We start from the raw sequence: 25,624 nt of genomic DNA, 5'->3' as shown, positions 1-25,624 counted from the left end.
CCGCGCTCCTTCATCTTCATCGAGCTCATCGGGCCGCCGAGGTCCAGCGCACCTCGCGCCGCAGGTTCGTCATCTGCTCCTCGGTGAGATCCAGGGCCACGGGGGCCCGGGCGCTCCAGACCACGACGACCTCGCCCGGGACCGGCCGCACGACCACCGAGCAGAGGTGGGACTCCACCTCGACGAGCGCCCGACCGGGCGCGAGCTCCAGCATCACCCGGGGCACCTCGCCGGGCAGGTGGAAGGAGTAGACCTGCCGGCTCGGGTGCACGTTGTGCAGCTCGAAATACTCGTCCGGCGCGAGGTCGGAGACGCTCATCCCGGGCGACGCGACCTGCGCATACTCCAGGCGGAGCGGGGCGTCCGGAGCCTGATAAAGGGGCGGTATCGAGAGGACATCGCGGGCGGCCCAGCCCCGCTCGACCTCGGCGGGGAGCTTGCCGTCGCTCTGGCAGGTCGGGGCGAGCCCGAGGTAAGCGAGCCGTGGAAACCAGGCCATGGACTGGTAATCCCAGCCTGCTGGCAGCGGCGCGTGGATCCACCGGTACGGCTTGCCCACGGCGAGGCGCTGGGGCGTCAGCGGGTCGAACGGGAACTCGAGGTTGGGGATCGGCCGCCCAGCGAAGCCCTCGGCGTCGAGCTCCATCAAGTACCCGTAACCACATGGATTTCTCGGGTAGTGATACACCGTGTCGGCGAGCCTGTCGGTGCCGCGCCGGGCCTCCTGGACGAGCTGACCGAGGATGTCGCCGTTCCGGCCGAGCGCCGTCAGATCGACGCCGCCATAGGCATAGTCGTAGCGGATCGGGACCACCTCGATCGGCGAAGGCTCGGAGAAGCGCGGCCGGCCCGCCCTGTCGATCTCGCCCACGCGGTCGCCGTGGACCACGATCTCGCGGTGGTGCTTGCCGAACCGGACGCTCGCGGTGAGCGTGCGGGTGTCGGGCTTGTAGGCGTGGGCGAAGGCCTGGATGACGACGTCGGTCGCGCGCCGGAAAGGGAGCATGTCGTCGACGGCGATCGGCGGGGAGACCCGCGGCGGCTTGCGATCCTCGCTGTACGGGATCTCGTCGTCGTGCAGGACCTCCTGCTGCCCGGGGGCGTCGAGCTCGCAGCGCCCGTTGTGGATCCGGTAGGTGCGCTTCGAGATCCAGGCGATCCACCGCCTCCCGTCGGGCTCGCCCTGCAGGAGCAGCTCGGTCTTGCGGCGCGGTCTGCGCGGTCTGTGCGCAGGCGCGCGCGCGGCGGGCGGCGTCGGGTCGTTGCTCACGGCCGCTGCTCCCCGCTCACTCTGCCTCGTAGATGCGCCAGCGGCCCCGCCAGAAGTTCTTCTCCGGCTCCTCCGCGTCGCCCGGCTGGCGCCGTGTGTCGGTGAGCAGCGGCTCCATCTGATCCCAGAAGCCCTGGCCCACCGCGGGGCCGAAGATCGCCATCACCGTGTCGCGCATGAGCTCGTGGCGCTGCGCCTCCGGCAGCACGTGGAAGGGGTCGGTGAGCCGCTTCATGCGGTCATGGTACTTGGGGCGCGCGGGCGGCCACTCGGTATTTTGTCGTGATCTACCGCGGCCGGCGCGCACCTCTGGTCGAGCTCGGCGGCCAGGTTCCGAAGCGATCCGCGCACCAGCACACACCGTCGACGACTCCAATGGTTGTTACGGCCAGCGCTCGCTGGATGAGCCCTTGACCTCGGGAGGCGCGGTTTGCGACCGTGCACGACGGGGACATGAGCGAGCCGAAGGGGACACTCCCGGTCGACGACGCGCAGGCCGCGCAGTTCGCGGCGCGCGCCTTGCCGTTCTTGCCAGGCACCGTGGGCGGCGTCGCCTGCGCTTCGCTCACGCCGTCGGCGTCGGCGACGGCGGCGCAGGCGACCGTGGACACGGTCCCCTGGCGCCACGAGGGCAAGCTCCGGCTGACGGTCGTCGTGAAGGCCAGCTTCTCGTTCGACGCGTCGCCGATGCGGCCGGCGGATGTAGCGGCGCCGTTCCACACGAAGGATGTCCACGACCGCCGCGGCCCCATGACCCACGTGACCGCGGCGAGCGATCGGGTGCCGTACCGCCAGTACGTGGACGTGACGGCCCTCGGGCACGCCGCAGCGCCCGGCGGCCGCCCCGTCGCCGAGATGAGCGCGCGGTTCGCGCTCGTCCAGCGCGAGGTGCCCGGCCTCGACAAGACGGTGCGCGTCGTCGGCCGCCGCAAGGAGGCCGGGGCAGCGCCGGAGCCGTTCGTGCGGATGCCGATCGTGTACGAGCGCGCCGCCGGCGGCGTCGGCGTGCCCGAGAACCCCCTGGGGTGCAGCGAGCGCGACGGCGAGCTGCCGAACGTGCTCGATCCGGTCGATCCGCAGAGGCCCAGCGGCTTCGGTCCGCTCGCGGCGGCGTGGCCGGCGCGCAGCCGCCGCCTCCCGGCCGGCGCCCGCGCCAGGCTCGACGCCGAGGTGATGGAGGTGCCGGGCGCCTTCGACTGGTCGTACTTCCAGTGCGCCCCGCGCGACCAGTGGGTCTCCGCGCTGCAGCCGGACACGGTCGTCGTGCTCGAGGGCTTCCACCCGGATCGCCCGCGCATCCAGAGCGCGCTGCCGGACGCGCGCGTCGCCGGCGCTGTGTACGGCCTCGACGACGCCGATCCCGACGCCCCGGCGCGGCTCGTGTTCCACGCCGACGGCCTCCACGTCGACGCGGATCGGCTGCTCTGCACGATCACCTGGCGCGCCCACGTCGAGCTGCGCGACCCGGCCCAGCGGGAGCGCCTGATGGCCGTCGCCGGCGTGGGCGTCGGGAGCGCGCCGGCGGTCCCGCCGCGGCGCCCGCCGGGCCAGCGCTCCGCTGCGGCCGCGCCAGCCGCGCCGTCGCGCTCCAGCGAGCCGCGGCGGCGGGAGGGGTCCGCGGGCGGCACGCTCGCGCTCGACGGGCCCGGCAGCGCGCCGGGGTCAGGCACCTTGCCCGCCACCCCGCCGCCCGCCACCCCGCTGCCCGCGGCCACGACGCCCGGCCCGGCGGCGGGAGCGGTGCTCGCCGCGCTCGACGTCGACGGAGCCCCATCGCAGCCGCCCGCCCCCGCGGACGCCGCGCCGCGCCCCCCGGCGCCCGCCTCGGCGCCGTCGCCGCCGGCCTCGCTGAAGGAGCCGCCAGCGCCGAGCGCAGCGCGCCCGGAAGAGCAGGTCACGATCGAGCGCTACGCCACCGTCTGCTCGGAGCTCGCCGAGCGGGGCGCGCTGCGCGGCGAGGTGCTCTCCGCGCACGACCTCGACGAGGCCACCTGGCGGAAGGCCGACCGGCGCTGGCGTGACGAGCTCGAGCGCGCGCTGAAGCTCGGGGACCGCGCGCTGCGCGAGCGCTTCGACGATGCGTACGTGAGCGCCTGGGAGCGGCGCCACCCGGACCGGTTCCGGGCCGAGCAGTACGCGGGCCTCGTCAGGGCCGAGCGGCGGGGCAAGCTCGCGCTCGAGATCGCGGAGCAGGGGCTCGACGCGCCGCTCGGCATGCGGTTGAAGCGCGTGTGGCAGCGGCGCGTCGCCGCGCAGGCCGCGCTGGCGGAGCAGGTCGAGCGCGCGCTCTCGGCCCTCTGACGCGCGGTCGACCCGGCGCGCGCCGTCCGCAGCGCGCCGCCCGCGGCACGCGCGGGGTCGACCGCGCGCGGCGCGCCGCCCGCAACGCTCAGCAGTTCAGCTTGATCCGCTCGCCGAGCAGCTGCACGTCGTCGTTCGCCGCGATCTGCACGTCGCCGCGCGTGGCTTCGAGGTTCACCTGACGGGCCTCGGCGCGCAGCTCGCCGCGCGCCCGCGTCGTCACGTCGCCGGCGACCGTCTGCGCGAGGTCGCCGCCGGTCTCGTGCACGATCCCGTGCTCGGCGCGCACATGGAAACGATCGCAGTCGACGCGCACCGCGCCCGGCGACTCGAGCTCGAGCTCCGCCGCCCGGATCCGCAGCACCGGCCCGCGCGCGGTGAGGCGCACGTCGAGCTCGATCTCCCCGGACGCGCTCCGGATCGTCACCCGCTCCTCGTCCCCTGCCGCGGATCGCACCTCGACGACGCGCCCCGACGGCAGCTCCACCTGCCGGCCCTCGGCATCGCGCCGCGTCTGCTCCGCGATCCGCTCGATCAGCGCCGGCAGCCGGTCCACCTGCTCGGGCTCCGTCACGATCTCTGGTGCACGAGCTTCGTACGAGGGCTTCATCGCGGCGCGCTCGCGGGAGAGTCTCCCGCTTCCTGGATCGAAGAAGAGCGCACCCGGGCGCGCCGGGCAATCGCAATCTGAACGTCCCGGGTTGCGACCGCGGACACTACGGCGCAGGACTCTTCCACCGCCTTGCGGCTCCCGGCATGGTCAAACATTGACACGCAGCACATGGAGGATGGCGAAGGGCCGTTCGGTGCGGCGCATGTCCACGAGCCGGAAGAGCCCCTGCTGACGCCACGCTGTCAGCAGGCGCAAACTACATGGGATGCGCGTCAACTCCGCAGCCGCGGCTGCGCAAGGAGGCCGTCATGGATTTCGTCTCGATTCGCATCATCACCGACGCGACCAAACGTCTGGTCGCGTTCTACGAGCAGGTCACAGGCGTCGTAGCGACCTGGTACACCGAAGACTTCGCCGAGCTGAAGACGCCTTCGTGCACCCTCGCCATCGCGCACCGGCGCACCATGGATCTCTTCGCGGCGGGAGCAGCGCACCCCGCCGACAACCACTCCGTCATCGTCGAGTTTCGCGTGAGCGACGTCGACGCGGAGTATCGAAGGCTGGCTCCTGTCATCGGTAAGGTCGTGCAGGAGCCGACGACCATGCCCTGGGGCAACCGTTCGCTCCTCTTCCGCGACCCGGACGGCAACCTCGTGAACTATTTCACCCCCGTCAGCCCGGAAGCGATCAAAAAGTTCGACAGGCAGCGCTGATCGCCCCGGCGCGAGCGCGCGAGGTGGGCCAGCGAAGCGCTCGTCACCCCGACGTCCGGCGGCTCCTTGGCGATCGGGGTCGCGACGCCTTCGTGGGACACGACGTCGAAGACCAGGTGCCCGTGCCCGCGATGACGGCCCGGACCGCCGCGGCTTCCAATTTGTCCAATACGGCGGCGCGCGCGGGCGACAGAATCCGCGCATGAAGATCATCCTCAAGATCATCCTCATGCTGGTCATCCTCTCACTCGGAGGTTGCATCTCCCACAGCACGGAGTCGACTTCGCCCATGCAAAGCCCCAATGCCACCTCGGCCGTCGTCCGCTACCAGGTCACGGACATCGATCGCGCCGTTCGCTTCTACACAGAGCGGCTCGGCTTCACGCTCGACCTGCAGGCCGGCACGGCGTTCGCAACGGTCTCCCGCGGTGACTTGCGCTTGCTCCTGAGCGGCCCCGGCAGCTCCGGCGCGCGCCCCATGCCCGATGGCCGCGCTCAGGTCGCCGGCGGCTGGAACCGCATCGTCCTCTACGTCGACGACCTCGCCGCGATCATCGAGCGACTCCGCGCGGCCGGCACACCCTTCCGGAACGACATCGAAAGCGGCGTGGGGGGCGCGCAGATTCAACTCGAAGATCCCGACGGCAACCCGGTCGAGCTTCACGAGGCGCCGGAGGAATCGACCTCGGCAGCAGGAAACCCCGATGCCACCTCGGCAGTCGTCCGCTACCAGAACACGGACGTCGATCGCGCCGTTCGCTTCTACATCGAGCAACTCGGCTTCACGCTCGACCTGCAGTCCGGCACGGCGTTCGCAATGGTCTCCCGCGGTGACCTGCGCTTGCTCCTGAGCGGCCCCGGCAGCTCAGGCGCGCGCCCCATGCCCGACGGCCGCGCTCAGACCGCGGGCGGCTGGAACCGCATCGTCCTCTACGTCGACGACTTCGCCGCGATCATCGAGCGACTCCGCGCGGCCGGCACACCCTTCCGGAACGACATCGAGCGCGGCATGGGGGGCGCGCAGATTCAACTCGAGGATCCCGACGGCAACCCGATCGAGCTCCACGAGGCATCGGCGGGTTAGCCATGCGCCGGCCGCGCCGCGGCGCATCCCGACGCCGCGCCGCTCCTTCGCGGTCATCCAGTCAGGACGCCTCGGGTTCGCGCGTGTCGCCGGTCCCTTCCGCGCGCCCCATCCGGCGCGGCGATGGCGATGTGATGCAGCTTGACGCGTTCGCGGGAGGACTGGGCGACGAGCGCGGTCGGCGAATTGCCGGAGAGGGCCACGAACTCGCGGATCAGGTGCGACTGATCGCAGAACCCTGACACGGCAGCGAGCCGGGCCCAGTCCGGCTCGCGCTCCCTCTCGGCCTGCGAGAGCGCCCGCCGAAAGCGTGTGATCCGGGCGAACGCCTTCGGCGCGAGGCCGGTCTCGGCGGTGAACACGTCGACAAGCCGGCGGTGGCTGATGCCGAGCGTGGCCGCGACGTCCGCGACGCGCCTTTCGCCTCCATCGAGCGCCGCGATCGCGTGCGGCACCAGGGGATGACCGGGGCGCGCATCCGAAAGGCGGTCGAGCAGCGCGCGCTCGAGCAGTTCGAAGCGAGCGCGCGGCTCCGGCGCCGCGCACAGGCGTTCGCGGAGCTCCGCCGCTCGCAGCCCCCAGAGCTCCGCGAGGTCGACGTGCGTGTCGGTCAGCGCGCCGGGCGGCGCGCCGAGGAACGGCCACGCGCCGCCGGGGCGGAAGTGGACCCCGACCATCGACGCGTGCTCGCGTGTATCGACGCCGAAGGAGGACTGGTACGCACCCGACACGACGGCACCGGAGTGGCGGCGGAGGGTGGGGCCGTCGTAGATGCGAACCTCGTCCTCGTCGAGGTTGACGACCAGCTGGAGGGTACCGGAGGGCAGGATGCGCTCGGCCGCGTGCGGCGGAGCAGCCGAAAGGTACCAGAGCTCGGCGACGTGCGCCGAAAGCGGCGGACCCGGCACGTGGCGGACATACAACACGTGGACACTATGGCCGACGATGACCTCGCCGGCCACATCGCTGCGCGGCGCTCGCGAAGCCCGAGTGCTCCCGTCTCACCTTCCCCTAGGCTGGCGTGAAGCTCGCGAGGTCGGCAATCCCGAGCGCCGCCTCGAGCTCGGCGACCTCGGCGACCGCCTTCTCGAAGCCCTCGTCGCCGAGCATGCGGTGCTCCTTTTCCTCGAACTGCTCGCCGAGATCGGCATATGCCTTGGCGCCGACGAGCGCCCGAAGCGCGGGAAAGAGCACCGTGTCCTCGCGCGCCGCGTGCGGCCGGTACATTCGATTGAACGCGCGCAGCCTGTCGGCGAGCTTGCGGCGGGCGGCTTGCTCCCGGAGCGGCTCCCTCGCGAGCGTGAGCACGTCGGCGGTCACGAGGCGCCCCGCCTGGTGCTGGCGCCGGAGCACCGCGACGAGATCGGTGTGCTTACCGGCCCTCTCGAAGCGGGGGAACAGGAAGTCTTCTTCGAGCTTCTCGTGATAGTCCTCGATCACCCGGCGCACGACGCCCGCAGCCGAGAAGAGCACGTCGCCCGGGACGTCTTCGGACCCATCCAGGCGCCGGATGGCTTCGTCGTACAGGAACATGACCCGGCGCAGGACCCCGTGCTCTCGCATCAGATCTTCACCGGGGGTGACTTCGTCGCCTTCCCCGGCGCCGCCTTCCTGCTTCGGTTCGCGGGCCGCCGCGTCGCGCGGACGCGCGCAGGCGCCGAGGACGGCGCTCATGCCGATGCTGCTGGTCGCGAGCACCAGCGTCCTCCGCAACAATCCGTCGTTGTTCATGGGCGATACCTCCCTTCCGCACCGCGCCCCAGCTTGCTACCCGTGCTTCAGCCCCTCCACGCGCGCGGTGCGATCGAGCAGCCCATTCCCCTGGAGGCGCCGATCACGAGCGCAGCAGCCGGCGCCATCCCGTGACCTGCGATGCGGGCGGTTTGAGCCATGGATCACGATACCAAGGAGCTCCCAGCCGGCCGATGCGGAGGCGCCGGGTTCGATTGTACGACCGAGCCGGAAGGCCACAGGCCGCGTCCGTACGGCAGCGCGTCCAGGTTGACGAGATTACCAGGATCGTCTACGCGCTTCGAACCATGATCTCGACGGCGCATCGAGAGATCCGGGTGAGCCGCTGGAAGATCCATATCCACACTCCGTCGACGAGGGCTGGAACGAAATGAGGAAACTCCTGCGCAAGATGCTCGATACCGATGCGCCCGCGGCGACGCTCCTTGTCCGCCTCTCGGTCGGGGCCGTCTTCTTGTCCGAAGGGCTCCAGAAGTTCATCTATCCAGCGGAGCTCGGCGCCGGAAGGTTCGCCAAGATCGGCATCCCCTGGCCGGAGGCCATGGGGCCTTTCGTAGGGGTGCTCGAGATCGTCTGCGGGGCGCTCGTGCTCGCGGGGCTCCTGACCCGGGTCGCCGCCGCTCTGCTCGTCATCGACATGGTCGTGGCGCTGGTCTCGACCAAGCTTCCGATCCTGCTCGGCCGAGACATCCTCGGCTTCCACGTGCGCAAGATGCCGCAATACGGCTTCTGGAGCATGGCCCACGAGGCGAGGACGGACTGGGCGATGCTGCTGGGCGCGCTCTTTCTCCTCGTCGTCGGCGCGGGGCGCCTGTCCGTCGACGCGCGCATGGCGCGGCGCCGGAGCGCGCCGTGAATGAATCAGCCACCTCTCCCACGTCCGTCCGGCGCTGGACGGGGGCCGATCTGCGCGAGCTCGCGTGGCTGTTCCTGCGCCTCGGCGTGACGGCGTTCGGGGGGCCTGCCGCGCACGTCGCGATGATGCAGGACGAGGTCGTGCGCCGGCGCAAGTGGCTCTCGGAGGAGCGCTTCCTCGACCTGCTCGGCGCGACGAACCTCATCCCCGGCCCCAACTCGACGGAGATGGCGATCCACATCGGCTACGACCGAGCGCGAGGACCAGGCCTCGCGGTGGCCGGCATCTGCTTCATCCTGCCCGCGATGCTCATCACGGGCGCCCTTGGCTGGGCCTACGTGCGCTTCGAAACGGTGCCGGCGGCAACGTGGCTGCTCTACGGCGTCAAACCCGTGATGATCGCCGTCGTGGTGCAGGCGATCGGCGCGCTCGCCCCGAAGGCTGCCCGCACCACGTCGCTCAGGCTCCTCGGCGTCGCGGCGGCCGTCCTCGCGTGGCTCGGCGTGAACGAGCTCGCCGTGCTGATCGGCGCGGGCGCTGCGAGCGCGGTGCTCGCTCGCCTCGGCAAGCCTTCGGTCCGCCCTCCGGCGCCGAGCGATGAAGATACAGGCGCCGGCAACAGAGCGGCGGCGCTGGCGCCGTGGCTACCCGGGTTTGCCGTCGCAGGGTCGGTCACGCTGCCAGGGCTCTTCTGGGTGTTCTTCAAGACCGGCGCGGTCCTCTTCGGCAGCGGCTATGTCTTGCTCGCGTTCCTGCGTGCGGATCTCGTCGAGCGGCTCGGCTGGATGACCGAGGCGCAGCTCCTGGACGCGATCGCGGTGGGGCAAGTCACGCCGGGGCCCGTGTTCACGACCGCCACGTTCGTGGGGTACGTGCTGGCCGGCCCGGCGGGCGCGCTCGTCGCGACCGTCGGCATCTTCTTGCCCGCGTTCTTCTTCGTCGCCGTGAGCGGCCCCTTGGTGCCGCGGCTGCGCCGCTCGCAGATCGCGGGGGCGGTCCTCGATGGGGTGAACGTCGCTTCTCTCGCCCTCATGCTCGTCGTGACGTTGCAGCTCGGTCGCGCTTCGCTCATCGATCTCCCCACCGTGCTGCTGGCGGCCGCGAGCGCGCTCTTGCTCTTTCGCTTCAAGGTCAATTCGACCTGGCTCGTCGTCGGCGGCGGCGCGCTGGGCTGGGCCATCCACAGCGCAGGATTCGCGGGGTGAGGTAGGCGCCCGGCACGCGCGCCACCGGCGACGCCAGCGACGAGCCGCGCGATACGGCCCACGGCGCCGCACACCCCGGGGCGGCTCGGCGCCCATGGGTGGCCGCGGAGCGGAACGTCCCTGCCTCCAAATTGGTTGCGCATCGCAACCATCTGTGTTCTCCTCGGAGGGTGACCACGAGAGAGCTCCGCTCGGAGGTCCGCGCCTTCGTTCGCGGCTTCGGTCTCCTGGACGAGGAGCGGACACCGTGCGGTGTCCGGGTGGCGCCGCGCGAGGCCCACGCCCTGACGGTCCTGGCGGACGCCGAGCGGGCGGGCGAGCATCTCTCCCAGAGCGACCTGCGGCGGGCGCTCGGCATCGACAAGAGCAATGTCACCCGGCTGATACAGCGCCTTCGTGACGATGGCCGGGTGGAGCAGGACGTCAGTGAGGAAGACGGACGGGTCCGCCGCCTGCGGCTCACCTCGGCCGGGCGCCGGATGGCAGGGCGAATCGAGGAGCAAAGCCTGCTGCGGTTCCAGGCGATCGTGGACGCCATCCCCTGCGAGGAGCGCGCCGCCGTGGTGCGCGCGCTGCACGCCCTGAATCGTGCGCTCTCGCGCGTGACGCGCGCGACAGAGGAGCAACCCGATGCGAGCGATGCGAGCGACTCTCCATGACCTTCTTCTCGGGCTCCTCGGAGCTCTTTTGATGTCCCCGATCGCCTCCTGCACGCCTTCCAGCGAGACCGCTGCGGGACCCGCGCCGGGCGCTCCGGCGGCGGTGCAGGTCCGCTCGTTCGGCGCCCTGCGCGCGATCATGCACGAGGGGCAGACGGGGCCCGCCGTGCGCATCGGCGATGTGGTGCCGGGCCCGCGCGCGTTCGGGGTCGGGGCGCTCAGCGGATTGCGCGGGGAGGTCACCGTCGTCGACGACGCGATCTGGACCTCCTATGCGCGCGACGACGGGACCCTCGACGTCCGCCCCGCCGGGGCGGAGGAGGAGGCGACGCTCTTCGTGGTGGCGAACGTCGCGCGGTGGCAGGACGCGACGCTCGACGCCGACGTGCCTGACGGGCAAATCGACGCGCGCATCGAGGCATTGCTGCGGGAGCGCGGCCTCGATACGGAGGGCGCCGTCCCGGTCCAGGTGCGCGGCGGCTTCCGCGATCTCCGGTGGCACGTCATCGACGGGAAAAAGCTCACCCCCGGCGGAGGCCACGCCGACCATGTCCGGGCGTCGGTGAGCGGAGCGCTCCCCGCCGTCGAGGGGGTGCTGGTGGGCTTCTTCTCGAAGCACCACCACGGCGTCTTCACGCACATGGGGTCAAACACGCACTTCCACGTCGTCCTGCCGGAGCGACCGCTGATGGGCCACGTGGACGGCGTGACGCTCGCTCGCGGCGCCCGGATCCTCCTGCCGGCGCCCTGAGGCTCGTTCCGGCAGAGCAGACGCCCTATCCCCGATGACGGGAGGCGTGCATCGCGACGGCGATCCCGTCCTGGAGCGTGCCCTTCGTGACGACGCCCTGCAGGGGTGCGTCGAGGTGCACGAGCGTCCGGGCCACCTCCGAGCCTATCCCGGTGATCACCGTGCGCGTCCCCAGGAGCCGCAGGCCGCTGGCCGCGGTGAGGAGCATGGTGGCGACGCTCTCGTCCACGCGTTTGAGGCCCGTGATATCCAGAATGACGAACTCCGCGCCTCGGCTGCTGGCGCCGTGGAGCATCGCATGGATGGCCTGCTGAGCCCGGTCGCTGTCCATCGTACCGATGAGCGGCATGACCAGGATGCGATCCGTGATGGGAATGAGCGGCGTGGAGAGCTCGAGGAGCCGGCTGCGCTGCGCGGCGATGACCTGCTCGTGCAGCGCGGTCCTCTCCGCGTTCGCGCGCCCCTTCTCGACGAGCTCGCGCTCGAGCCCCTCCTTGGCCTCACGCAGCTCGTCGGTGCGGGTCATGAGCTCGACGAGGAGCGCCTCGCGCGCGGCCTCGACGGCGACGCGCTGCCGAACCTCCGACTCCAGGCTCGCGTTCTTTTCCTGCAACGCTCGCGTCATGCGCCGGACGGCGATGTGCGGGCGTATCCGCGCAAGGAGCTCCTCGGTATCGAAGGGCTTGCTTATGTAGTCCACGGCGCCCGCCTTCAACCCTTGCAGCCGGTGCTCTCGATTGTTCAAGGCGGTCATGAAGACGATCTGCGTGTCGGCGGTCTGCGGGTTGGCCTTCAGGCGCTTGCACACCCCGAAGCCGTCGATATCTGGCAGCATGACGTCGAGGAGGACGAGATCCGGCTGCTCGCGCTCGATCAAGCTGATCGCCATGTTGCCATCCGTGGCGACGGCGAGGTCCAGATGCTCGCTCGACAATGCGTCGAGGAGCGTGTCGAGGTTGGCGGGATTGTCGTCGACCGCGACCACGAAGCCATTGAATTGCGTCAAAATCGTCCCCCCAGCGCCGGAAAAACGCAGCTGGACGCTATCAAGGAGCGTGACGACTGTAAAGGGTCAAGCATGCAGCGTCGCCCCGGGAGCGCGGTTCCGAAGATCCCTGCGAAGCGCTCACACGACGCATCTGTAACATCCTTCACGTCGAGGACGCCAGGACAGATCAAACTGTGCGTGTGCCTACGTGTACGACTTTGCGCAACGTTGGTCACGATCTGGAAACGGCGCACGCGGGTGTGCTCCAGCACGTGCCTAGGGTGCGCGAATGTGGCAGTCGCGAAGCGTCTTTCAAATTTGCATTGACTTGTGTTGCCGTGCCCAGGCTAGTTTAGCGCCCACTCGGCTATCGGGCCGGGGCGCAGATGGATGGGAGGGGCTCGGGCATGGAACTGACTGAGTATGCGCTGGGGGATATCGCGTACGAGGGAAGCGAGACGCGCGTCTGTCGCGCGGTGCATCTCCCCTCGGGCGCGCAGGTGGCGATCAAGTTTCCGCTCGCCGACGTACCCAACCCGCGCGTCATGGGGCGGCTGGTCCACGAGCATCAGGTGCTTCAGCAGCTCGCGGCGGTGCCAGGCGTGGCGCGCGTGCATGCGTTCGAGCAGCGGAACGGCACCGCGGCGCTGGTGCTCGAGAACCCTGGGGCGAGCTCGCTCGATCAGGTGCTCGCCAAGCACGGTCGTTTGCCGGTGGTGGCCGGGCTGCGGTTCGGGCAACGCCTTGCTCAGGTGCTCGAGGGCGTGCATGCCGCCGGCGTGATGCACAAGGACGTCAAACCGCAGAACCTGCTGGTGGATGACACGTACGAGCAGATCACCCTGCTCGACTTCGGCATCGCCTCGCTGCTGTCGCAGGAAGCGACCGAGGCGAGCATCCCCGAAGCGCTGGAAGGGACCCTGGCGTACATCTCGCCAGAGCAGACGGGGCGCACGGCGCGCGCGCTCGATACGCGCACGGATCTCTATTCGCTGGGCGTGACGCTCTTCGAGGTGCTCTCGGGGCGGCGGCCCTTCACGGACCGCGATCCGCTCTCGCTGGTGCACGCGCATCTGGCCAAGAGCCCGCCTCCGCTCGACACGATCGCGCCGGAGGTGCCGAGCGGCGTGTCGGCGATCATATCGAAGCTCCTGGCGAAGGATCCCGAGCGGCGGTACCAGACAGCCAGAGGCGCGGCCGAGGATCTGGAGGAGGCGCTCCGCGCGCTCCAACAGCGCGGTACGGCGGCGCCCTTCTCGCTTGGAAAGAAGGACTTCTCACGGAAGCTGCGGTTGCCGCAGGTGCTCGTGGGGCGGGAGCGGGACGTCGAGCGGGTAGGCGAATCGTTCGCCCGCGCCGAGCGAGGCGCGGCGGAGCTCTTGCTCGTCGGCGGACCGTCGGGCATCGGCAAGACGGCCCTGGTGCGCACGGTCTACCACGACATCGCGAAGGCGGGGCGCGGCCTCCTGATCGCAGGCAAGCACGACCAGCTCGCGCGGTCGACGCCGTTCGCCGCGATAGCGCAGGCATTCGGGGGCCTGATGCGCCAATGGATCTCGAGCCCGAAGGCGGTCCTGGAGACCTGGCGAGATCGGATCCGGAACGAGGTCGGGGACAACGCGCGGCTGATCGCAGACGTGGTCCCGGAGCTCGACCTCGTCATGGGCAAGCTGCCGCCGGTGCCGCCGGCGGAGGGCGAGCAGGTGCTCAATCGGCAGAAGCTGACGTGGTTGAACTTCGTTCGAACCGTCACGACGCCGAACCCGCCGCTCGTCATGTTCCTGGACGACATGCAGTGGGCAGACAGCGCCACGCTGATCATCCTGCAGACGCTGCTGACGGACGTGGAGCGAAGGTCGCTGCTGGTGATCGCGGCCTACCGTGACAACGAGACGCCGCCCGAGCATCCGCTGTGGAAGCTCGTCGAGGCAGTGGAGGCGAGCGAGGCCAAGGTATCGAGGCTGACGGTGGGCCCCCTGTCGGAAGAGCAGGTGCAAAAGTGGCTCTCGCGCACGCTCGAGAGCGAGCCGAAGCGCATCGAGCCGCTCGCGCGTGTGCAGTGGCAAAAGACGCGCGGAAACCCGTTCTTCCTGGAGCAGCTGCTGTTCTCCCTGCACCGGCAGAAGCTCCTGGCGAGGGACGCCGAGAGCGGGGAATGGCGCTGGAATCAAGCGGACCTGGAGCGAGCGCAGATCACCGACAACGTCGTGTCGTTGCTGACGGACAAAGTGCGAGAAATGCCGGACGCGACACAGCAGCTCATGGGGCTCGCGGCGTGCGCGGGGCACACGTTCCACCTCCACGATCTGGAGCGGTTGAGCGGGTGGGAGCCCGCCCGGGTGACAGGAGCGTTATGGCCGGCGCTGCAGGAGGAGCTGGTCGTGCCGGTCGACGGGGCGTATCGCCCCGCGCAGGCGCTCGGAGGGGTGGGCGACGGAGCGCTGGACGCTTCGTACCGGTTCTTGCACGACCGCGTGCAGCAGGCGAGCTACGAGCGGATCTCGCCGGAGCAGCGCGTCCTCGCGCACCTCGAGATCGGCCGGCGGCTCTGGGCGCGGTATCGCGCGGAAGGAGGCACGCCTCAGCAGCTCCTGGAGCTCGCGCGGCACATGAACCAGGGTTCGGCGCGGCTCACGTCCGTGGAGGAGCTCAATGACGTCGCGCGGATGAACCTGGAGGCCGCTCGCGTCGCGAAGGCCGCGAGCTCCCACCGCCTGATGGCCACCCTGCTGGAGAACGCGCAGGCGCTCCTCGGCGAGCGAGCAACCGACGAACAGCTGGCGCTGTCGGTGGAGATAGCGCTGGAGCAGCTGGAGGCGGCCTATCTGTTGCGAGATTTCGAGGACGTCGAGCGGCGTGCGCTCGACTTGCTCGCGAGGCCCGTCGGGGCGGCGGCCTGGCTGTCGGCGCAGGAGATCCGCGTCCGCTGCTGCCTGGCGACGGGCCGGTATGCGCGGGGGATCGGGCTTGGTATCGCGGCGCTCGCGGAGCGGGGCTTCGCCTTCCCCGAGACGGACGAAGCGTGCCAGCCGGCGCTCCTCGAGGAGTCCGCCGCGCTGGATCGATGGCTGGAGCAAGACCTCGGCGCGTTCGATCGAATGCCGCCCGAGCAGTCCCCGGAGCACCGGCTCATCGACGCCCTGATGACGCAGACGCAGCTCTGCTCCATCTACGGCGGCCGGCCGATGCTCTACACGCTCATCATCGTTCGCCTGGTCTCCGAGGCGGTGCGACGGGGGGCCCTCACGCCAGCTGCCACCCTCATGCTCTGCAGCTTCGCCAATGTCTGGTCGGTGGCCACGGGCATGTACCGCCGCGTCTTGCGGTGGGTCGAGCCCGGGGTGCGCGCTGCAGAGCGCGTCGGGTCCCCGATGCTCCCCGAGTGCCTGGTGCTCCATGGTATCTACATGGTCTATTCCAGGCCTGTCGACGAGACGGCTGCCCTCTATGAGCGAGGCATGGCGGCCGGCCTGAAGCTCGGTTCGTTCCAGGGCACGAGCTGGGGCCTCCTCGCCGATCTGTTCTATTACCGCGTCTGGCGTGGCCTGCCGCTCGTCCAGGTCGACGCGCAGGTCAAGGCTCGCTGGGATCTCGTGCAGCGCGCGGGCGACGCGGTGGGAAGGCACCACTTCGAGGCGATCGCGTCCTATTGTGACGTGCTGATGACTTCTGAGGGTGCCCCGAAGCTCCTGAACGACGAGCCGCTGTCGCGAGGTTCGCACTCCCTTTTGGCCGACGGGGACGGGTTCACGGGAGGGCTCGCTCGCACCCTGGAAGTCTATCTGTTCGGCGTCACCGGCAGGTGGGAGCGAGCGCTGTCGCGGGCGCGGGAGGCAGACCAGTCTCGAGCCGACATCCTCGGCATGCCGCCGGTCACGGATATCCCGTTCTTCCTCGCCCTCTCGGCGGCGAAGTGCTGGCATGACGCCGCCGGCGCCGGGGAGCAGGCGCGGCTGCGGGAGCACATCGAGCACGGCCTCGAGCGGCTGCGGTACTTCGCGGAAGGTTGCGCGCCGAACTTCGTCCACAAGCTGCGCCTCGCCGAGGCCGAATACGCCCGCGTCCGCGGCGAGACCGAGGAGGCCATCGCCAGGTACGACGAGGCCATCGAGCTCGCGCGCGAGCACCGCTTCCTCCACATCGAGGCGCTTTCGATCCAGCTCGCCGCCGAGTTCCGGCTGCAAACGGGCAAGAGGCACATCGGCGCGATGTACCTGCGCGAGGCTCGCGACGCCTATGCGCGCTGGGGCGCGGTCAACGTGGTCGCCCATTTAAACGCGAAATACCCTGCCTTGCTCAAGGCGGCCATGCAGGGGGCGCCTGTCGAGCGCGCGATGACGGCGGCGGCGACCACGGCGACAACGGGCGCCTCCACGGGCGCGAGCCTCGACGCGAACACGGCGGTGCGCGCGGCGCAGGCGCTCTCGAGCGAGCTCGACCCGGAGCGCGTCGTGGGCCGGCTGATGGAGCTGCTGCTGGCGAACGCGGGGGCGCAGCGCGGCGCCCTCGTGCTCCGCGAAGGGGAGGCGCTCTCCGTCGTGGCGCGGCTGTCGGTGGAGGGGGCCCGCATCGAGACGGGGCTGTCGGAGCCGCTCGGACAAAGCCACGACGTTCCGGCGACGATCGTGCAGTACGCGGCCCGCGCGGGCGAGCCGGTGGTGACAGGCGATGCGACGAGCGACGCGCGCTTCGCCATCGACCCTTACCTCGCGTCGCGCGTGGTGCTCTCGCTGCTGGCCCTGCCCTTGACACACAGGGGCCATCTCGTGGGCGTGCTGTACCTCGAGCACCGCGACGTGCCGTCGGCGTTCCCTCCTGCGCGCGTGGAGTTCCTGTCGGTGCTGGCCTCGCAGGCGGCCATTGCCGTCGAGAATGCCGTCCTGTACCGGGACCTGGAGTCCAAGATCAAGGAGCGCACGGCCGAGCTCCAGATCGCCAAGGAGGCGGCCGATCGGGCGAACCGGGCGAAGAGCGATTTCCTCTCGAGCATGAGCCACGAGCTGCGCACGCCGCTCAACGGCATCCTCGGTTATGCCCAGGTCCTCGCTCGCGCGCCCGAGCTCTCCCCGAAGAGCCGTGACGGGGTGCAAGTCATCAAGAAATCGGGCGAGCATCTCCTTTCCTTGCTGGAAGACGTGCTGGACCTCGCGAAGATCGAGGCCGGCAAGATGGATCTCGTCTCGAAGAAGTTCGATTTGCAGGCCCTGGTGCGCACGGTGGTGGATCTGTGTCGCGTGCGCGCGGACCAGAAGGGCATCGCCTTCACCCATGAGATACGCGGTGGGGCGACGTCCGCGTTCTACGGCGACGAGAAGCGCCTGACTCAGGTGCTGTTGAACCTCCTGAGCAACGCCATCAAGTTCACCGAGCGAGGGAGCATCACCCTCGTCATCGACGAGCTGAAGCGCGGCCCCGATGAAGGGAGCACGTTGCGGTTCCGGGTCGAGGACACGGGCCCAGGGATCGCCGCGGAGCACGTCGCGCGCATCTTCGATCCCTTCGAGCAGCTCGGAGATCACAAGGCGAAGAGCGCCGGCACGGGGCTCGGCCTCGCCATCACGAAGAAGATCGTCGACCAGATGGGCGGCACGATCGAGGTCGAGAGCGAGCTCGGCCGAGGGAGCGCCTTCACGGTGACGCTGGCGCTCGCCGCGGGGCCTGCCTCCGCGAGCGCCGACAGAGCCCTCGGATGGCATACGATCACCGGGTATCGCGGAGAGCGCCGCACGATCCTCGTCGTGGACGACAACCCGCACAACCGTGCCTTGATGAGCGATCTGCTGGCCCCGATCGGCTTCGAGGTCGTGGAGGCCGAGGACGGTGAGGCGGCGCTCCGGCTGGCCCTGGAGCGGAGGCCGGCGCTCATCTTGATGGACCTGGTCATGCCGGGCATGGACGGCCGCGAAGCCACGCGCCGCCTGCGGCAGATGCCCGAGCTCGGCGAGGTCGTCATCCTGATCTCGTCGGCGAACGTCTCCGGAGCCGAACGCGAGGAGGGCATCAGCGCCGGCTGGAACGACGCTTTGCACAAGCCGGTGCAAGCGGGCGCGCTCTTCGACAAGATTCACCGCTTCCTCGGCGTGGAATGGATTCATTCGGAGGAGAAGGCCCCTGCCACGGCGGCGCGGCAGAGCGGTCCGCTGGTGCCGCCTTCGGCCGAGGAGCTCGCGCTCCTGTCGCGGCTGGTGGCGTCGGGGCGCGTCCGGAACGTGGTGGCAGAGGCGGCGCGGATGGAGGAAGCCGACCCGCGGCTCGGCCCGTGGCTCGAGCAGCTCAGGGGGCTCGTGCGGACGTACCAGATGCGAAAGCTGCAAGAGTTCGTCGATGGGTATGCCGCGGGGACGGCGCTGCCCAGGAAGAGCGCTAGCACTCCGGCAAATTGACCCCCACCTCCACCGGCACCTCGAGCACGTTGACGGCGAGCCCCCCACGCGCCGTCTCCTTGTACTTCGACTCCATGTCTGCCCCGGTGTCGCGCATCGTCTTGATCACCTTGTCGAGGCTCACGAAGTGCGCCCCGTCCCCGTGCAGCGCCATGCGCGCCGCGCTGATCGCCTTGATCGCGGCCATCGCGTTGCGCTCGATGCACGGCACCTGGACGAGCCCGCCCACCGGATCGCACGTCAATCCGAGGTTGTGCTCCATCGCGATCTCGGCCGCGTTCTCCGCCTGCTCCGGCGTGCCGCCCAGCCCCTCGGCCAGCGCGCCCGCGGCCATCGAGCACGCCGAGCCCACCTCGCCCTGACACCCCACCTCCGCGCCGCTGATCGACGCGTTCTCCTTGTAGAGAATGCCTATCGCGCCCGCCGTCAGCAGGAACCGGATGACCCCCTCGTCCGTCGACGTCGGCACGAAGCGCCGGTAATAGTGCAGGACCGCGGGGATGATCCCCGCCGCGCCGTTCGTCGGCGCCGTCACGACGCGGCCCCCGGCGGCGTTCTCCTCGCTCACAGCGAGCGCGTAGAGGCTCACCCAGTCCATCGCCGTCAGCGGATCCCGGAGCCCCGCCTCGGGGCTCTCGATGAGCTTGCGGTACAGGGCGGGCGCGCGGCGCACCACCTTGAGGCCGCCGGGCAACACGCCCTCCGCCCGGAAGCCGCGCCGCACGCACTCCTGCATCACCCCCCAGATCCGCAGGAGACCCGCCCGGGTCTCCGCCTCCGGGCGGAAGACCTTCTCGTTCTCCAGCATGACCTGGCTTACCGACAGGCCGCTCGCCGCGCACGCCGCGAGCAGCTCCGCGGCGCTGTGAAACGGGTACGGGAGCGGCGTCGTGTCCGCTTCGATCGGGTTCTCCCCCTTCGCCGCCGCCTCGTTCACCACGAAACCGCCGCCCACCGAGTAATACACGCGCGCGCGCAGCGGCGCGCCCCCCTCGTCCAGCGCCGTGAAGCGCATGCCGTTCGGATGAAACGGCAGGCTCCGGTGCAGGAAGGCCAGGTGTCCTTTCACCTGGAAACCGATCTCGTGGCGCGAGAGCAGCGGCAGCCGGCCGCTCTGCCGCACGCCCTCGACGATCGCGCCCGCCCGCTCGACGTCCACCCCGTCCGGCGTCTCGCCCATGAGCCCAAGGATCACGGCCTTGTCGCTGCCATGGCCGCGGCCGGTGGCGCCGAGCGACCCGAACAGCTCGACCGAGACCGCCGCGGTGCGGGCGAGCAGGCCCGCCTCGTCGAGATCCACCGCGAACATGCGCGCCGCGCGCATCGGCCCGACCGTGTGCGAGCTGCTCGGCCCGATACCGATCTTGAAGAGGTCGAAAATGGTGACTGCCATGTGCCCTGGAACGCCGTTCAGCAGGATCTCCGGCGCCTTTGCCGGAGCGCGCTCGACGCTCCACGGTACACCCTACACCGGTGCAGGCCGGCGCGCAGGGCGGCTCGCACCGCGAACACACAGCGCGTCACCCCGCCGCTCCACCACGCGCGCCTTTTGGTATGCTCGGGGACGTCTTCCCGCATTTCCCTCACCCGCCAGAGATGGGGATCCCCATGCGCCATGCCTCGGCCGTGCTCCTCGCCGCCTCCCTGCTCGCCCCCGCCGCCGCGCGCGCCGACGGCCCCTCGCACGCGCCCCCGCCCGCGCAGAGCGCCCCGGCGAGGCCGCCCGCGCTCGAGGTGACGATCGACAGGTCCAAGGTGGACCTCAAGGGCCGCCAGATCGAGGTGAAGCTGTCGCGCGCCGCCGGCAAGGTGCGCATCAAGGTCCTCGGACAGTCGGGCGCGGTCCTGGCCGAAGAGGAGAAGCCGTTCGGCGGGGCCGCCGCCGGCTCGCCGCTCGCCGTGACCTGGTCGCCCTCGAGCGACGAGCCCGTCGCGCGCATCGAGGTGTACGGCTACGATACCGAGGGTTACTGGGCGGGGATCGCGATCATCCCCTGGAACGTGAGCATCCCCCACGAAGAGGTGCAGTTCGAGACCAACTCCGACGTCATCCGCGCCCCCGAGGTGCCCAAGCTGGAGGCGAGCGTCCAGAAGATCTCGGAGGTCGTGGCGAAGACCAGCGAGCTCGGCAAGATCACGCTGTTCATCGTCGGCCACACGGACACGGTCGGCAGCGCGGAGCACAACCTCGCCCTGTCGCGGAAGCGCGCCCGCGCGATCGCCGCGTGGTTCAAGGGCCGCGGGGTGAAGCTCCCCATCGCCTTCGAGGGGCTCGGCGAGTCGGCGCCGCTCGTGAAGACCGCAGACCAGGTGGACGAGCCGCGCAACCGCCGGGTCGACTACATCCTGTCCGTCGAGCCGCCGCGCCTGCCTTCGGGCGACGCGTCCTGGAAGGCGCTATGAGGCGAGGCGGCCCCATGAAGACCACCGTCCTCGCCCTGGGCAGCCGCGGCGACGTGCAGCCGGCGATCGCGCTCGGCAAGGCGCTCGCGGCCCGCGGCCACGCTGTCCGCGTCCTCGCCGGCAAGAGCTTCCTGCCCTGGATCGAGGCGCACGGGCTCGCCACCCTCCCGGCGAGCGTCGACTCCGTCGACATCATGGAGAGCGACCTCGGCAAAGAGTGGGTCTCGCGCGGCACGAACCCCATGGCCCAGTCGGGGATCCTGCAGCGGATCATCGACCGCTTCGGCGCGGAGATGGCCGACGACGCCCTGCGCGCCTGCGAGGGCGCCGAGCTCATCCTGAGCAGCTTCACCTCGGACACGTACGCGGCCTCCATCGCCGAGGCCTCCGGCGCGGTGCAGGTCAGCATGCCGCTCCAGCCCTCCATCCTGGCGACGCGCCACGGGCCGACCGCGCTCGCTGCCCCCGTCCCGCGCCGCGACAGCCTGCTCAACCTCCTGTTCGGAAAGCTCCTGATCGAGCCGACGGTGTGGCGCTGGTACCGCGGCGTGACGGCCCGCGTGCGGCAGAGGCTCGGCCTGCCGCCGCAGGATCGGCGGGCGTACATGGCCGCGCTGCGCCGCATGCTCGTCGTCCACGGCTACAGCGCCCACGTCGTCCCGCACCCGCCGGACTGGCCGCCCAGCTACCACACGACGGGCTACTGGTTCCTCGACGAGGGCGAAGAGTACCGGCCGCCCGAGGCGCTCGAGCGGTTCCTCGCGGCGGGCGAGCCGCCGATCGCCCTCGGCTTCGGCAGCATGACGTCCCACGATCCCGGCGCCACGACGAGGCTCCTCGTCGACGCGGTCGCGCGGAGCGGCCAGCGCGCCGTCCTGCTCTCCGGCTGGGCCGGGCTCGGCGACATGGCGCTTCCCGACACCATCCTCCGGATCGACGCCGCGCCGCACGACTGGCTCTATCCGCGGGTCGCCGCGGCCGTGATCCACGGGGGCGCCGGCACCGTGGCCGCGTGCCTGCGCGCCGGGCGGCCCGCGGTGGTCGTCCCGCACCTCGCGGACCAGCTCTTCTGGGGGCGCCGCGTCGAGGAGCTCCGCGTCGGCCCGCGCGCCATCCCGCGGCCACGCCTCACCGCCGACGCGCTCGCGGCCGCGATCCGGACCGCCGCGACCGACGCCGGCATGAAAGAGCGCGCCGAGGAGCTCGGGCGCCGGATCCGCGGCGAGGACGGCGTGGCCACGGCGATAGGCCACATCGAGCGGCACCTCGCGGCGCACGGTGGCGTGACAGCGTAGGAATCCGCCGTCCGAGGACATCGACCCTCGGCCGCCCACAGCGTCGCGTGTACCTCTCGCGGCCACACTGTAGGCAGCGAGCGGGCGCCGTGAAAGAGCCTTTCCAAGGTCTCGTCGTCGGGGTCCGGGCTCATGTACGCTCGTCCGATCAGCGCAGCGGGCGCCCCATCTAGCGAGCGGCTCGGATACCGCCCCTCCCTCGGATACCGCCCCTCCCTCGGATACGCCCCTTACCTGGACGAGGCCATGATGCAGCCAGATCTTCTCTCCGGCACACCCGCCCGCGCCACGGGCAGCGCCGGCGCCGCCGCCCGCGCGAGCGCGCCGCCGTCGGCGCGCGGTTTTCCGCTCGTCGGCGTGCTCCCGCACCTGCTCAAGGATCGGCTCGATTACCTCGTCTCGGCCAGAGCCGAGCTCGGCGATCTGTACACCGTCGATCTCGGGTTCACGCGGATCGTCGCGCTGAACCACCCGAGGCACGCGCAGCACGTCCTGCGCGACAACGCGCGCAACTACCGCAAGGGAGGTGCGCTATGGGAGAGCATACGCGCGCTCATCGGCGATGGGCTGCCCACGAGCGAGGGGGACCTCTGGCTGCGGCAGCGGCGGATGATCCAGCCGGAGTTCCACCGGGACCGGCTCGCCGCGATGTGCGACCTCATGGTGCAGGCGATCGACGACGGCATGGCCGGCTTCGGCGCGGCAGCCGCCGGGGGGCGTCCGGTCAACGCCGAGCGGGAGCTCCCGCACATCACGATGAAGGTCATCCTCAACACCATGTTCGGCTCGGGGATCACCAAGGAGGAGTCGGACGCCATCGGCGGCTCGATGCAGTACGCGATCGACTACATGATCTTCGGGGCCGCGCTCCGGGCGCTGCCGAGCTGGATGCCGGCCCCTGGGCGGCGCCGCTTCGAGCGGTCGGTGAAGACGATCGATGAGAACGTGTTTCGCTTCATCGCGCAGCGCCGCGCGCAGCCGGGTCGGGGCGGCGATCTGCTCTCGATGCTCCTCGCCACGGTGGACGCCGAGACCGGCGAGCAGATGTCCAACCAGCAGCTGCGGGACGAGGCGGTGTCGATGTTCCTCGCGGGGTACGAGACGACCTCGGTCGCCCTCGCGTGGGCGCTCCACTTCCTCGTCGAGAACCCCGACGTCCTGCAGGCGCTCGCGGCAGAGGTCGACGCGGCGCTCGGCGACAGGCGGCCCGCCTTCGCGGACGTCCCCAGGCTGCCGCTCGCGCTCGCGGTCGTGCAGGAGGCGCTCCGGATCTACCCGCCAGCGTACTGGATACCTCGCACCGCGGTCGAGGACGACGAGATCGACGGCTTCCACATCCCCGCCGGCACCCTGGTCGGCGTCATGAGTTATGTCCTGCACCGGCACCCGGACCACTGGGAGGCCCCGATGCGCTTCGACCCAGGCCGGTTCACGCCCGAGCGCGCGCGCGCCCGGCACCCGCTCGCGTTCATCCCGTTCGGGATCGGACAGCGGCAGTGCATCGGCAAGGAGTTCGCGCTCATGGAAGGGCAGCTCATCCTCGCGCGGCTCCTCCAGCGCTACCGGATCAGCGCGGTGCCCGGGCGGACGACGCGGCTGCACGTCGCGACCACGCTGCGCACGTCCGGCGGGGTTTGGCTCCGGCTGGAGCCACGCGCGGGCAGATGACATTTCTGGTCGAAGATCGACGGGAAGGACTTTGTCATAGCTCATGCCAGTGTGGCCCACAGCGCCTTCTCCGCCGCCGAACCAGGCTGACATCGATCGCTTGCTGGATGAGGCCACGGCGGCGTGGCTCGTCCGCGACGAGCATCGCTGGATCCGCGTCAGTCGCTCCGAGCTCGGCTCGCTCCGCCAGCTGCTCCGCCTCCGCAAGAGCGCGCATGCTGGCCTCGCGGTCCGCGCACGCCGGGTGACCCTCACGTTCGAACGTGCCTGTCGGCCGTCTGGCACGCTCTGGATCGAAGGGAATTGCACCGTGCGGCTGCTCTCGTGGAGTGAGTTCGCCGATGTGGAGGAGCCTGAGATGCTCGCGGCGTGGCTCGCGGCGCACGGTGTCGACGAGCCGCTGCGAGCGCTGGAGCGGAGCTGCGCTCCCGAGATCGCCTCTGTGCTGAGCACCTGGCGTGCCGCCGCGCCGCCGGAGCTCCGCCGGTACGTGGCTGCGTTCTGGCAGGAGGGGCGTGCCCTGCTCGACGCCGAGGCGCATGGCGCGGCCCTGGAAGCTTTACGCGCAGCCCGAGGCGAGCCGGCCGAGATGGCCTGGGCGCTCGGTGCCTGGTACGGCGCGCGCCGGGGTCGCTGGGACGAGGCGTACGCCTTCGAGGCGGTTCCTGAGGCGATGCTTCGCAGCATCGATGCCCACGTGGTGTTCGAGGCAGCGCTCGCGGGTGTGCCCGCCGCGGCGCGCGCAGGGATCACGAGGTTCTTGGTCGAACAGATCACCTGGCGCGCGCGATGGGGGATCGAGCAGCGTATGCCGCTGGAGGTGCGCGAGGCGCTCCTGGCCGCGGCTCGGGACTCCGGTGCTCAGGAGAACATCGTTCGCGCCAGGCGCCTGTTGTTCGGCGAGGGCGACCTCGCCCCGCCGGGAACCGAGCTTGTCGCGGCGTCGTCGGGGGGGCGGTTCAATCGCCTTTGCACGGATGGCGCCCGCGCATTCGGCATCGATGGTCATGAGCTCGCGCGGTTGGAGAGAGGCCATGGCACCACCGAGCTGGCCAGGCTCCTCGCCTCCGGGAGCCCGCTCGCCGCTCGCGAGGGCAGCCTTTTCTTTCTCCGGCGCAACGGCGTACACAGCATCTCGGTGGAAGGCGGAGAGACCCGCTCCCGCATCGGCCCGCTCTTCAATTGGCCATCCGGCCGCCTGCACCGCGCCCTCCGGCGCTTCACGGAGGCGCGCGACGCGGCGCTCGCCCGCCTCGTCCCGAACGACGCCGATCTGCTCCCGCTCGACCCCGGCCACGACGCCTGCGACGCCTACGAGGCATTCGGCGGCCCGCTGCCGGCCGCGCTGCGGCTGCGCTCGTTCTGGGGCTGCGACGTTCCGCGCGGGCTCCTGCACGAGGTGCCGAAGCGCGGTGCTCCCCGGAACGTCGCGCTCGGCGGCCGCCCTGTCTGGCTGGGCGCGACCGAACCGGGTGTGCTCGTCGTCGTGGCGCGCGCTGACGACGAGGTGGCCGTGCTCGCGGTCGACGAGGGCGGCCCGGCCCGCTCGCTGGGCGCGTTCCGCGGCCGAGCGGACGACGTGCTCGCCGTGCTGCGCGTGGGCGGCGAGGCGTGGCTCCACATCGCTGCGCCGCTCGGCGACATCGTCGTGGCGCTGGAGGGTGGCGCCGGCGCATGACACCG

General features: G+C 70.8%; 19 protein-coding genes. 12 read left to right on the top strand and 7 right to left on the bottom strand.

The window, feature by feature from the left end:
* Positions 1-25: 25 nt before the first annotated feature.
* On the bottom strand, positions 26-1,270 hold the full coding sequence (locus WMF29_RS09985; RefSeq protein ID WP_437328613.1) for a DUF2169 domain-containing protein: 1,245 nt from the start codon (positions 1,268-1,270) through the stop codon (positions 26-28).
* A 16-nt stretch (positions 1,271-1,286) separates the two neighbouring features.
* Positions 1,287-1,505 carry a hypothetical protein gene (locus tag WMF29_RS09980; protein ID WP_272101560.1) on the bottom strand — a complete coding sequence of 73 codons (219 nt, stop codon included), beginning with the start codon at positions 1,503-1,505 and terminating at the stop codon, positions 1,287-1,289.
* A 218-nt stretch (positions 1,506-1,723) separates the two neighbouring features.
* On the opposite strand from WMF29_RS09980, the gene WMF29_RS09975 reads away from it, so the two are divergent.
* On the top strand, positions 1,724-3,571 hold the full coding sequence (locus WMF29_RS09975) for a DUF2169 family type VI secretion system accessory protein (RefSeq protein WP_437328612.1): 1,848 nt from the start codon (positions 1,724-1,726) through the stop codon (positions 3,569-3,571).
* An 88-nt stretch (positions 3,572-3,659) separates the two neighbouring features.
* On the opposite strand, the gene WMF29_RS09970 is transcribed toward WMF29_RS09975, so the two are convergent.
* Entirely contained in the window at positions 3,660-4,145 is a 486-nt protein-coding gene (locus WMF29_RS09970; protein ID WP_437328611.1) for a hypothetical protein, read from the bottom strand.
* A gap of 347 nt (positions 4,146-4,492) precedes the next feature.
* Here WMF29_RS09970 and WMF29_RS09965 point away from each other — a divergent pair, with 347 nt between their 5' ends.
* Both WMF29_RS09965 and WMF29_RS09960 read left to right on the top strand, forming a co-directional pair.
* The gene (locus WMF29_RS09965; RefSeq protein WP_437328610.1) at positions 4,493-4,897 is read left to right on the top strand and encodes a VOC family protein; all 405 of its coding nucleotides are present in this window, start codon (positions 4,493-4,495) and stop codon (positions 4,895-4,897) included.
* Positions 4,898-5,099: 202 nt separating this feature from the next.
* Positions 5,100-5,981: a VOC family protein gene (locus tag WMF29_RS09960; protein WP_437328609.1), complete on the top strand. Its 882-nt coding sequence runs from the start codon at positions 5,100-5,102 to the stop codon at positions 5,979-5,981.
* 53 nt (positions 5,982-6,034) lie between these two features.
* On the opposite strand, the gene WMF29_RS09955 is transcribed toward WMF29_RS09960, so the two are convergent.
* Entirely contained in the window at positions 6,035-6,889 is an 855-nt protein-coding gene (locus WMF29_RS09955; RefSeq protein WP_437328608.1) for an AraC family transcriptional regulator, read from the bottom strand.
* Between the two features lie 103 nt (positions 6,890-6,992).
* Entirely contained in the window at positions 6,993-7,712 is a 720-nt protein-coding gene (locus WMF29_RS09950) for a hemerythrin domain-containing protein (RefSeq protein WP_437328607.1), read from the bottom strand.
* A 391-nt stretch (positions 7,713-8,103) separates the two neighbouring features.
* On the opposite strand from WMF29_RS09950, the gene WMF29_RS09945 reads away from it, so the two are divergent.
* The 4 genes from WMF29_RS09945 to WMF29_RS09930 all read left to right on the top strand — a co-directional run bounded on the left by WMF29_RS09945 (position 8,104) and on the right by WMF29_RS09930 (position 11,204).
* Positions 8,104-8,589 carry a DoxX family protein gene (locus tag WMF29_RS09945; RefSeq protein WP_437328606.1) on the top strand — a complete coding sequence of 162 codons (486 nt, stop codon included), beginning with the start codon at positions 8,104-8,106 and terminating at the stop codon, positions 8,587-8,589.
* Positions 8,586-9,794, top strand: a complete 1,209-nt coding sequence (gene chrA, locus WMF29_RS09940) for a chromate efflux transporter (RefSeq protein ID WP_437328605.1) — start codon at positions 8,586-8,588, stop codon at positions 9,792-9,794. Before WMF29_RS09945 ends, chrA begins: the two co-directional genes overlap by 4 nt.
* Before the next feature lie 260 nt (positions 9,795-10,054).
* Complete coding sequence (locus tag WMF29_RS09935) at positions 10,055-10,453, top strand: MarR family winged helix-turn-helix transcriptional regulator (RefSeq protein ID WP_437328604.1); 399 nt, start codon at positions 10,055-10,057, stop codon at positions 10,451-10,453.
* Between the two features lie 31 nt (positions 10,454-10,484).
* Positions 10,485-11,204 (top strand): acetolactate decarboxylase, encoded by a 720-nt coding sequence (locus WMF29_RS09930; protein WP_437328603.1) that lies wholly within the window; start codon positions 10,485-10,487, stop codon positions 11,202-11,204.
* Positions 11,205-11,229: 25 nt separating this feature from the next.
* On the opposite strand, the gene WMF29_RS09925 is transcribed toward WMF29_RS09930, so the two are convergent.
* Complete coding sequence (locus WMF29_RS09925) at positions 11,230-12,210, bottom strand: response regulator (RefSeq protein WP_437328602.1); 981 nt, start codon at positions 12,208-12,210, stop codon at positions 11,230-11,232.
* Positions 12,211-12,599: 389 nt separating this feature from the next.
* Between WMF29_RS09925 and WMF29_RS09920 the strand changes: the two genes are divergently transcribed.
* On the top strand, positions 12,600-18,575 hold the full coding sequence (locus WMF29_RS09920; protein ID WP_437328601.1) for an AAA family ATPase: 5,976 nt from the start codon (positions 12,600-12,602) through the stop codon (positions 18,573-18,575).
* Here the strand turns inward: WMF29_RS09920 and WMF29_RS09915 are convergent.
* The gene (locus WMF29_RS09915) at positions 18,556-19,968 is read right to left on the bottom strand and encodes an L-serine ammonia-lyase (RefSeq protein WP_437328600.1); all 1,413 of its coding nucleotides are present in this window, start codon (positions 19,966-19,968) and stop codon (positions 18,556-18,558) included. The genes WMF29_RS09920 and WMF29_RS09915 overlap by 20 nt on opposite strands.
* A 215-nt stretch (positions 19,969-20,183) precedes the next feature.
* On the opposite strand from WMF29_RS09915, the gene WMF29_RS09910 reads away from it, so the two are divergent.
* From WMF29_RS09910 to WMF29_RS09895, 4 genes are all read left to right on the top strand, one after another.
* On the top strand, positions 20,184-20,978 hold the full coding sequence (locus WMF29_RS09910) for an OmpA family protein (protein WP_437328599.1): 795 nt from the start codon (positions 20,184-20,186) through the stop codon (positions 20,976-20,978).
* 14 nt (positions 20,979-20,992) lie between these two features.
* Complete coding sequence (locus WMF29_RS09905) at positions 20,993-22,273, top strand: glycosyltransferase (protein WP_437328598.1); 1,281 nt, start codon at positions 20,993-20,995, stop codon at positions 22,271-22,273.
* A gap of 246 nt (positions 22,274-22,519) precedes the next feature.
* Complete coding sequence (locus tag WMF29_RS09900) at positions 22,520-23,941, top strand: cytochrome P450 (RefSeq protein WP_437328597.1); 1,422 nt, start codon at positions 22,520-22,522, stop codon at positions 23,939-23,941.
* Between the two features lie 100 nt (positions 23,942-24,041).
* Positions 24,042-25,619, top strand: a complete 1,578-nt coding sequence (locus tag WMF29_RS09895; protein ID WP_437328596.1) for a hypothetical protein — start codon at positions 24,042-24,044, stop codon at positions 25,617-25,619.
* Positions 25,620-25,624: the final 5 nt, after the last annotated feature.

The sequence above is a fragment of the Sorangium sp. So ce381 genome (genome assembly GCF_051473845.1).
Taxonomy (GTDB): Bacteria; Myxococcota_A; Polyangia; order Polyangiales; family Polyangiaceae; genus Sorangium; species Sorangium atrum.
This window is presented reverse-complemented; position numbering and strand designations above follow the sequence as displayed.

Excerpts from the sequence above, each read along its gene's own strand:
- WMF29_RS09980 (WP_272101560.1), bottom strand. The coding sequence starts at position 1,505 with ATGAAGCGGCTCACCGACCCCTTCCACGTGCTGCCGGAGGCGCAGCGC.
- WMF29_RS09975 (WP_437328612.1), top strand. The coding sequence starts at position 1,724 with ATGAGCGAGCCGAAGGGGACACTCCCGGTCGACGACGCGCAGGCCGCG.
- WMF29_RS09965 (WP_437328610.1), top strand. The coding sequence starts at position 4,493 with ATGGATTTCGTCTCGATTCGCATCATCACCGACGCGACCAAACGTCTG.
- WMF29_RS09960 (WP_437328609.1), top strand. The coding sequence starts at position 5,100 with ATGAAGATCATCCTCAAGATCATCCTCATGCTGGTCATCCTCTCACTC.
- WMF29_RS09950 (WP_437328607.1), bottom strand. The coding sequence starts at position 7,712 with ATGAACAACGACGGATTGTTGCGGAGGACGCTGGTGCTCGCGACCAGC.
- WMF29_RS09945 (WP_437328606.1), top strand. The coding sequence starts at position 8,104 with ATGAGGAAACTCCTGCGCAAGATGCTCGATACCGATGCGCCCGCGGCG.
- WMF29_RS09930 (WP_437328603.1), top strand. The coding sequence starts at position 10,485 with ATGTCCCCGATCGCCTCCTGCACGCCTTCCAGCGAGACCGCTGCGGGA.
- WMF29_RS09920 (WP_437328601.1), top strand. The coding sequence starts at position 12,600 with ATGGAACTGACTGAGTATGCGCTGGGGGATATCGCGTACGAGGGAAGC.
- WMF29_RS09915 (WP_437328600.1), bottom strand. The coding sequence starts at position 19,968 with ATGGCAGTCACCATTTTCGACCTCTTCAAGATCGGTATCGGGCCGAGC.
- WMF29_RS09910 (WP_437328599.1), top strand. The coding sequence starts at position 20,184 with ATGCGCCATGCCTCGGCCGTGCTCCTCGCCGCCTCCCTGCTCGCCCCC.
- WMF29_RS09905 (WP_437328598.1), top strand. The coding sequence starts at position 20,993 with ATGAAGACCACCGTCCTCGCCCTGGGCAGCCGCGGCGACGTGCAGCCG.
- WMF29_RS09900 (WP_437328597.1), top strand. The coding sequence starts at position 22,520 with ATGATGCAGCCAGATCTTCTCTCCGGCACACCCGCCCGCGCCACGGGC.